Here is a 6,192-nt window from a genome sequence, read left to right as displayed (position 1 = left end):
GAGAACGGTTTGCCTTCGGCCACTTCCTGACAGGTGAAGTCGAATTCTTCGCGGCAGAGGAAATCGATCGCCTCGGTGGCAACCAGCGAATTGTGAGGATCGACGGCGACCTTCGCGCCCACCATGCCGATCAGTACGGACGGCTTGCGCTTCTTCAGGTCTTCGGCGAACAGGGCGTCGGTGGGAAAGGACGGCGTGCTGGTGTGGATCACCACCAGATCGTATTGCTGCGCAATGTCGAGCGTTTGATCCACCGACAGACCATCTGCCGGTGCATCGAGCACGCGGCTGTCGGGCACGAGTGCCGCAGGCTGCGCAAGCCACGTCGGATACCAGAACGAGCGGACTTCGCGTTTGGCCTGATAGCGCGATCCCGCGCCACCATCGAAGCCGTCGTACGACGGCGCCTGCAAAAAAAGCGCTTTCATGATTGCTCCGGCAACTTGTGTTCTATAGGGAAAATTTCGCGTTGCGCGAGCGAACTGTATGTCATTTCAAAGTCCATCGGATGCTTCAGTGGAATCCGGCGCGTTTATACGGAAGGATTGATCGGGTTGCTGGCCGGTGCGACCGGCACGCGCGCTCCGCGCCACACAACGTGAGAACCGAACGCTCCCGCAAGCCATTGCAACGCCAGCAACGTATCACGCAGCGGCACGAGTGGCAGATCTCGCCAGAACGAATGTGAATCACGCGCGCCACGCGCGTGGAGCACTATTCGCGCGGCCACGCCTATGGCCGAATTCACCGCCAGCGCCGTTGCTCCCCAGGGATGCGCGCTTGCTAGCTCGCCCGAACGAAAATCTAACGCCAGCCATGCACCGGCCACAATCCATGGTGTGGCAAACGTGATGATGAGCGACGCGAACCCCGGCTGATTCACTGACCGGATCGTACGCAACCAGCGGGTTTCCCTCAGCCACAGGGTCGCGAATGTCGGTTCAATGACGTCCGTAGCCACCATCACAGGTGACAGCACCGTGCGGAGTCCAAGGTTACGGACGTGCTCCGCGAGCCAGTAGTCGTCGGCCAGGCAATCTTTCAGCACGGCGAAGCCGCCGATGCGCTCAAGCGTCGTGCGTCGCAATGCGAGGGTCGCGCCAAAGCCAAACCGGCGGGAGCCAACCGCGTGCGCCACCCGCACGGAAGGCGCAAACCACTCGTTGATGAAGAGCGCGCCCAGGCGAGGCCAGAAGCCACCCACACTCTGCGCGACGTAAAGACACGTCACCACGCCGACTCCGGCATCGGCCAACGGCGCGGAGACAGTACGCAAATAGTCGGAGTTGACTGCGATATCGCTGTCGGCGATCACGATGATGTCGTACTTGGACCGTTCAACCAAGTTGATGAGATTACTCACCTTCAGATTGCAGCCATGCACCCGGGAATCGATTGCGAGTTCAATGTCGCGGTCCGGATACGCAGCCTGCAAACGCCTCACAACTGGAATTGCGGCATCGTCGGGCGAGGACACGCCGAACAGAATCTGGAAGTGGGAATGCGTCTGCTCGCAGAACGTGGCGAGATTCTCGTATAGCCTCGGCTCAGCCCCGCACAAAGGTTTCAATACGCTGACGCCGTCGACCATTGCCCCGTATTGCTGAAATCGGTTTCTGCCCGACCGGCTCGCGCGCAGAAACGGTGTCGCGAGCGCTGCGACGACCGCGTATAGCGTGGCCATGAAACACAGCACAACCAGTGGCCACCGGAAAGCGGACAGAACGACGTGAATCATTGAACAGTACCCCGTGCTACTTCTCTCGATGACCGGCCCGACCGGCCAACGCGCATCCAATACAGTTGACTAGCGGGACGCAACAGCAGTTTTCATCGAATCTCGAGATGGTGGTGTAGGCGAGGCCCGTCTTATTGATCTCGCGCAATGCTTTTGCAATTGCGTTATCGAAGCTCTCGCAGCAGACCGGAAATAGTGCTTCCCGGTTAGGCGCGACGGCATATTAAACGCGTCCTCACTCCCGATATACGCGACAACCTCGAAAACACCTTTACAGAATTAGCCTGTACTACACGCTTCGGCTATTGCGCTGAACCGAATGCGCTGCGCGGAGTACCAAAGGCTGACTCGAAACTGAACGCTTCCAGACAAACCGGTCACTTCTATACACGCTTCCAAAGCCTCCGATTTACTCACCGTTTCGACAACAGTCTCTTCCTGCGACATCGACGAATACAGGGTAGTCATCCCCATAGAATGGCGATTGCCAGGTGCGGCGCTCCGCCCTGCATATCGATGATGTGATGGCAAATTTCTACGAAAGCGCGCCCCCCTCAAAAGCGCGGTCGATATTTACCCAGCAAAGCTCTCTTGGAGTTCTTATGAAATCAGCAGTCGTTCAGACGATCACATTGTGTGTCGCATCCATCATCTCGGTTTCGGCGCTGGCACAGACCGCAGCGTCCGACGATATAGCGTCGTCCGCGCCCGTGGCTGCACCCCAAGCTGCGCCCCAATCCGGCCCGAAAGCGCGTCGCGCGCAGAATCACCTGGTGCAGAAGAACGTTCGGCACGCGCTGACTGCATCGAAGGGGCTTAACTCGTCGGGAATTTCGATTCTTGCGAAAGACGGTGTGGTGACGCTGGTCGGCAGTGCGCCGGATGACAAGCAGATCGCTCGCGCCGTTACCGTTGCGCAGAGCGTCGCCGGTGTGCAGCGCGTCGACAATAGACTGAAGGTATTCCAACCCGGTAACTAAGCAAGCGCGGCGGCTGGCAGATCATGCGACAGCTGTCTTCAGCCGTTTCCGCCCGCGAGGCGTACGTTTGCGCGCCTCGCCTATCGCCCATTCGCATTCGGCCCCGACCTATGACAAAATAAGCCACGCATAACATCGAGCAGTTGCGCACAACTGTACCGCCCCCTTGAACTCGCTCTCGGCTACCGTCTCAATGTCCTTGGTCAACGGCTTTCTAGCCGGCGCAGACCCCATGGCGATTGAGAGGCTGGCTGAACGATCCGGCATCCCGCATGCATTGCTGCACAGACCGGGAGCGCGCGTTACGCAGGAGCAGTTCTCAACACTCTATCGGTTGCTTGCGGCCGAATATGACGATGAAATGCCTGGCATTTTCAGCCGGCCATTGCGCAATGGCACGCTCAAGTATCTGTGCCTCAGCCTGCTCGACGCTCCTCGGCTGGATGTCGCGATGCATCGGTTCGGGCAGTTCTTCCACCTGATTCTCGACGACTTCACCGTGAAGTCGCAACGCGACGAGTCGCTCTGCAGGATCGAACTCATCGCGAACGAGGCAAACAGGTCTCAGAATGCGCTTGGCCAGGAGCTGATGTTAAAGCTCGTGCACGGTGTGGCGTCCTGGCTAATCGGGCAGAAAATCCCTCTGGTCAAGGTGGAGTTCGATTTCCCGCGGCCATCGCGGGAGACCGACTACCTTTACCTGTTTCCCGGACCGGTGCATTTCGCTTGCACTCAGACCTGCATGTCGTTCGACGCCAGATATCTCGACATGGCCATCCGGCAACACAAGTCCGATCTGAAGAAGTTTCTGGCGCGCGCGCCGGAAGACTGGATCTTCGTGTCGTTTGCTGAGCAGATGGTTTGTCACCAGGTGCGCCAATACATTGCGGGTTGCCTGCCCGAGATTCCAACAATCGGAGTCGTCGCACAGGGTCTGCACTACTCAGTGAGAACGCTGTGCCGCCGCCTCTCGATTGAAGGTACGACCTTCCAGGCAATCAAAGACGAACTGCGCCGTGACATTGCTGTCCAGCGTCTCACGCGTTCGGCCGATGCCATCGGCGTGATTGCCTACGAAGTGGGTTTTGACGATCCGACCGCCTTTCACCGCGCGTTCCGCCACTGGACGGGCAGTACGCCACAGGCCTACCGCAAGATGATTTGAGTGATTTGCGTTCGAGCCTACGCCGAGGGCTTCGCTGCATCGACGAGATGCTTGCCAAATCGCTGCTTCAGAACCAGTTTCTGGAGCTTTCCGGTCGCGGTCAGCGGCATCTCGGGAACGAAAACCACATCATCTGGAATCCACCACTTGGCGACCTTGCCATCGTAAAACGCCAACAATTGCTGCGCGCTCAATGTGCTGCCAGCACGCCTTACCGCGATCAACAACGGACGCTCGTCCCATTTCGGGTGCTCGCACCCAATGCAAGCCGCTGATTCGATCTCGGGATGAGACATTGCGACATGTTCGAGTTCGATTGATGAAATCCATTCGCCGCCGGATTTGATGACATCCTTGCTTCGATCCGTGATCTGCATATAACCGTCGGAATCGATCGTTGCAACGTCGCCCGTTGAGAACCACCCGTCTTCCAGCGCCGTTTGCTCGACGCCGTAGTAACGATCCAGCACCCAGTGGCCACGCGCCATCAGATCGCCCGCCGATTTACCGTCCCACGGCAACTCCACGCCGCCCGAACCGACGATCTTCAGATCGATGCCGGGCACGGCGCGCCCCTGTTTTGCATCGGTGCACTTCTGCTCCTCAGCGGACTTCTCCTCGTAGCCATGCGACGGCGAGCATACGGTGCCGAGCGGCGACAGTTCCGTCATACCCCACGCATGCACGGCTTTGATGCCAAGCTCGCGCAACGACGAAGCGAGTTGCGGCGGGCACGCCGAGCCCCCGACGATCGCGCGCTTGAAGTGCGTGCTGTGCTTGCCCGCACGCCGCATGTAGTCGACGAGGCCAAGCCAGATAGTCGGCACGCCGGCCGAGAAGGTGACGCCTTCCTGCTCGAACAGCGTCCACAGCGACTCGCCGTCGAGCTTCGGCCCGGGGAGCACCAGCTTGGCGCCCACGAGCGGCGCCGAAAACGGCAGCCCCCACGCATTGACATGGAACATCGGCACGACGGGCGCAACCGTATCCGTCGCGGACAGACACAGCGTATCCGGCAACGCCGACCCATAGGCCATCAGACTGAGCGAGCGATGCGAATACAGCACGCCTTTCGGATTGCCGGTCGTCCCGGACGTGTAGCACAAAACCGCTGCGCGCTGCTCGTCGAAGCGCGGCCAGTCGAACGACTGAGGCTGACCGGCGATCAACGTTTCATAGCTCTCCAATGGCACAGCGAATGTTTCCGGCAATGCCGACTCGTCGCACAACATGATCCACTTCTCGACAAGCGGACATTGGTGGGCAATCTGCTCGACAAGCGGTGCAAACGACATGTCGAAACAGATAAACCGGTCTTGCGCGTGGTTGACGATATAGGCGATCTGCTCAGCGAAAAGCCGCGGATTGATGGTATGACAAACGGCGCCAATGCCGGATACGCCATAGTACATTTCCATGTGGCGATACCCGTTCCACGCGAGCGTGCCGATCCGGTCGCCAGGTTGGATCCCGTACGCTGTCAGCGCATTCGCGAGCTGCATCGAGCGGATATGGCAGTCGCGATAGGTGTAGCGGTGGATATCACCCTCGACGCGGCGCGACACGATCTCGACCTTACTGGAGTGCCGCGCGGCCTGCTGGAGCAACGACGACAACAATAACGGCGCGTACATCATCTGGCCAAACAGGTCCATGGGCTTGTCTCCGGTAGGGTCTTCACTCGCGATGCTTTGGAAGGTGTCGAACGCCCGGCATGACAAATATGGCCAGTCAGTCCAGTCGCAAACATCGCTGAGGGCAGCGTCAGGCTGCATGTTCAGTCTATTCTAGATTCGCCCGCTTCCCTGAGCATTAGCAAGCTTGGCCGATTCATTGACATAATCGGCCAATCCTCTCCCGGCCAGGTCCGCGCTTTCTGCCGACGGAAAAACGGCAGCTTTTGTCAATGAAACGGCAGATTTCGCCATCGGGCGTACGCACGCGAGGCAGTAGGATGGGTCATCCGAGCTGCCGTCCATGCCCGAATTGCGGGTTTCGCATGGCAAGCCTCTCGTTCGCATACCCATATCAAGGAGACGGAGATGTATAGCGCACCCATCAAGGACATGCTGTTCGTGATGAAAGAACTGGCCGGTCTCGAACACATCGCGACGCTGCCGGGCTTCGAAGACGCGAATCTCGACACCGCGCAGGCCGTGCTCGAAGAGTCGGCGAAACTGTGCGGCGAAGTGCTGGCGCCGCTGAATGTCGAAGGCGATCGCAATCCGAGCAACTGGAAAGATGGCGTGGTCACCGCGACGCCTGGCTTCAAGGAAGCGTTTCGCCAGTTCGGCGTTGGCGGCTGGCAG

At 59.1% G+C, this 6,192-nt stretch carries 4 protein-coding genes and 2 pseudogenes; 3 read left to right on the top strand and 3 right to left on the bottom strand.

What is annotated here, in order from left to right:
- Positions 1-428 (bottom strand): annotated as a pseudogene (locus tag P0D71_RS35920) (hopanoid biosynthesis associated radical SAM protein HpnJ); the annotation flags it as partial.
- A gap of 104 nt (positions 429-532) precedes the next feature.
- Positions 533-1,738 carry a bacteriohopanetetrol glucosamine biosynthesis glycosyltransferase HpnI gene (gene hpnI, locus P0D71_RS35915; protein WP_408483878.1) on the bottom strand — a complete coding sequence of 402 codons (1,206 nt, stop codon included), beginning with the start codon at positions 1,736-1,738 and terminating at the stop codon, positions 533-535.
- Between the two features lie 524 nt (positions 1,739-2,262).
- Between hpnI and P0D71_RS35910 the strand changes: the two genes are divergently transcribed.
- Together P0D71_RS35910 and P0D71_RS35905 are read left to right on the top strand one after the other, a co-directional pair.
- Complete coding sequence (locus tag P0D71_RS35910) at positions 2,263-2,718, top strand: BON domain-containing protein (RefSeq protein ID WP_408483877.1); 456 nt, start codon at positions 2,263-2,265, stop codon at positions 2,716-2,718.
- Between the two features lie 193 nt (positions 2,719-2,911).
- Positions 2,912-3,883, top strand: a complete 972-nt coding sequence (locus tag P0D71_RS35905) for an AraC family transcriptional regulator (protein ID WP_408188035.1) — start codon at positions 2,912-2,914, stop codon at positions 3,881-3,883.
- Positions 3,884-3,900: 17 nt separating this feature from the next.
- On the opposite strand, the gene P0D71_RS35900 is transcribed toward P0D71_RS35905, so the two are convergent.
- Positions 3,901-5,538, bottom strand: a complete 1,638-nt coding sequence (locus P0D71_RS35900; RefSeq protein WP_408483876.1) for a 3-(methylthio)propionyl-CoA ligase — start codon at positions 5,536-5,538, stop codon at positions 3,901-3,903.
- A 387-nt stretch (positions 5,539-5,925) separates the two neighbouring features.
- Between P0D71_RS35900 and P0D71_RS35895 the strand changes: the two are divergent.
- Positions 5,926-6,192, top strand: a pseudogene (locus P0D71_RS35895) (acyl-CoA dehydrogenase N-terminal domain-containing protein); the annotation flags it as partial.

It is taken from the genome of Paraburkholderia sp. RL17-383-BIF-A (assembly GCF_046028015.1).
Lineage (GTDB): Bacteria > Pseudomonadota > Gammaproteobacteria > Burkholderiales > Burkholderiaceae > Paraburkholderia.
Note: the sequence above shows the minus strand (reverse complement) of the source record. Positions and strands in the feature narration are given on the sequence as shown.